The following is a 2,371-nucleotide window of genomic DNA, read 5'->3' on the forward strand; positions in this document are numbered from 1 at the left end:
CGCGCTGCCGCGGCCCCGCCAGCGCCGCCGGCGTGTCGGCGTCCCGGTGTTCGCGGTCCGGCGCGTTCATCGCGGTGCCGGGCCGAGTCGTCGTCGCGGACTGGTCGCGCAGCTGGGCCACCAGGGCCGCGACCAACGCCGCCACCACCGCGAGGATCGCGATCGTCCAGCGCGTGCTGCGCGTCAAGGCCGTGCTCTACAGACCGGCCAGCGCCAGCAGGTGCTCGGTCTCCGGTCCGCGAACCAGGGGCGCGGCCAGCAGCGGCTCGGTGGGACCGAGGCCGAAGGACGGGCAGTCCTTGGCCACCACGCAGACGCCGCAGGCCGGCTTGCGCGCATGGCACACCCGACGGCCGTGAAAGATGACGCGGTGGCTCAACATGGTCCACTCGTTGCGTTCGATCAGTTCGCCCGCCGCGCGCTCGATCTTGACCGGGTCCTTGTCGGTGGTCCAGCGCCATCGGTGCAGCAGCCGCGCGAAATGGGTGTCGACGGTGATGCCCGGAACCCCAAAAGCGTTGCCCAGGATGACGTTGGCGGTCTTGCGGCCCACCCCGGGCAGCGTGACCAGTTCTTCCATGGTCGACGGCACCTCGCCGTCGAACCGTTCGACTAGGGCCTGACCGAGGCCGATTAGCGAGGTCGCCTTGTTCCGGAAGAACCCCGTCGGGCGGATCAGAGTTTCCAGTTCGTCGCGGTCCGCCTGCGCGTAGTCCAGCGCCGTGCGGTACCGCTTGAACAGCGCCGGCGTCGTCAGATTCACCCGTTTGTCGGTGCTCTGTGCGGACAGGATGGTGGCGACCGTCAGCTCCAGCGGTGTGCTGAAGTCCAGTTCGCAGTGCGCGTCCGGAAACGCCTGCGCGAGCGCCCGATTCATCCGGCGAGCCCGTCGCACCAGGCCGACCCGGGTCTCCTCAGCCCAGCGCCGCGCGGCGTCGCTGCCCGCTGGGGCGGGTGTCGACTTCGAGCGCCCGGACGACTTTGCCGCTGTCACCTACGACAGAGTACTGATTTCGTAATCTCGCTGAGACCTCGTGTTGATTGAAGGCCATGTTTACTCTCCTTGTGTCATGGTTGCTGGTGGCCAGCGTTCCTGGGCTGCTGATGCTGGCGGCGCTCGGCTTGGGACGGCTCGAACGAGGGCTGGCCCACGAGGACGTCGCGATGATCGCGGTCACCGAGCTTTTCGAGCACGCGGAGCTAGTGGACCTGCGTACGTTGGCGCGGGAGGGCATGCCGGAGGCGCTGGAATTCCTGCATCGCCGCGAGGCTCGCGAACTCGCCGACGCCGCGCTGGCCGGGCTGACGGCCGCGCCCCGGCACGCGGCGCCGTCGTTTGCCGCCAGCTTCATCGACCACGCCGAGCTGACATTGCCGACGCGAATACACGCGCATTCGCGGATCAATCCACAGTTTAAGGCCACTGGACACGTCAATCGTGTGTAGCGTTGCACGTTGGACAAAATGTCCTACCGCTAGACTCATCACGCGAGCACGGGATTAACCTGGCCGTATCACAAACATTGAAATATGAAGAGGCAATGTGGACGAGATCCTGGCAAGGGCAGGAATCTTCCAGGGGGTTGAGCCGGGCGCGGTCGCCGCGCTGACCAAGCAGCTGCAACCCGTCGACTTTCCCCGTGGGCATACGGTCTTCGCCGAGGGCGAGCCCGGCGATCGGCTCTACATCATCGTCTCCGGGAAGGTGAAGATCGGCCGTCGCTCACCCGATGGCCGGGAGAACCTGCTGACGATCATGGGCCCGTCGGACATGTTCGGCGAATTGTCTATTTTCGACCCGGGCCCGCGGACCTCCAGCGCGACCACCATCACCGAGGTGCGCGCGGTGTCGATGGACCGGGACGCGCTGCGGGCGTGGATCGCCGACCGCCCCGAGATCGCCGAGCAGCTGTTGCGGGTGCTGGCCCGACGGCTGCGCCGCACCAACAACAATCTCGCCGACCTCATCTTCACCGATGTGCCCGGCCGGGTGGCCAAGCAGCTGTTGCAGCTGGCCCAGCGTTTCGGCACCCAGGAGGGTGGCGCCATGCGGGTCACCCATGACCTGACGCAGGAGGAGATCGCCCAGCTCGTGGGCGCCTCGCGGGAGACGGTGAACAAGGCGCTGGCCGATTTCGCCCACCGCGGCTGGATCCGCCTGGAGGGCAAGAGCGTGCTGATTTCGGACTCCGAAAGGCTGGCCCGCCGAGCGAGGTAAGCGCGCGCGAAGCGCGGGCGCGACCGAGCGAGAATCCGACCCGAGCGAGGTAAGCGCGCGCGAAGCGCGGGCGCGGCCGAGCGAGAATCCGACCCGAGCGAGGTAAGCGCGCGCGAAGCGCGGGCGCGGCCGAGCGAGAATCCGACCCGAGCT

3 protein-coding genes and 1 pseudogene are annotated in these 2,371 nt (G+C 67.8%); 2 read left to right on the forward strand and 2 right to left on the reverse strand.

Features of this window, described 5'->3' with window-relative positions; all coding sequences use genetic code 11:
* Together A5695_RS15350 and nth are read right to left on the reverse strand one after the other, a co-directional pair.
* Positions 1-187: pseudogene (locus tag A5695_RS15350) on the reverse strand (TlpA family protein disulfide reductase); the annotation flags it as partial.
* Between the two features lie 9 nt (positions 188-196).
* A complete protein-coding gene (gene nth / locus A5695_RS15355) occupies positions 197-877 on the reverse strand; it encodes an endonuclease III (RefSeq protein ID WP_068083492.1) in 681 nt (226 codons plus the stop codon).
* A gap of 173 nt (positions 878-1,050) precedes the next feature.
* Between nth and A5695_RS15360 the strand changes: the two genes are divergently transcribed.
* Entirely contained in the window at positions 1,051-1,446 is a 396-nt protein-coding gene (locus tag A5695_RS15360) for a hypothetical protein (RefSeq protein WP_231974851.1), read from the forward strand.
* Between the two features lie 97 nt (positions 1,447-1,543).
* On the forward strand, positions 1,544-2,218 hold the full coding sequence (gene crp / locus A5695_RS15365) for a cAMP-activated global transcriptional regulator CRP (RefSeq protein ID WP_044508824.1): 675 nt from the start codon (positions 1,544-1,546) through the stop codon (positions 2,216-2,218).
* Positions 2,219-2,371: the final 153 nt, after the last annotated feature.

The organism is Mycobacterium sp. E1747, assembly GCF_001667775.1.
In the GTDB taxonomy this organism is placed as follows: domain Bacteria; phylum Actinomycetota; class Actinomycetes; order Mycobacteriales; family Mycobacteriaceae; genus Mycobacterium.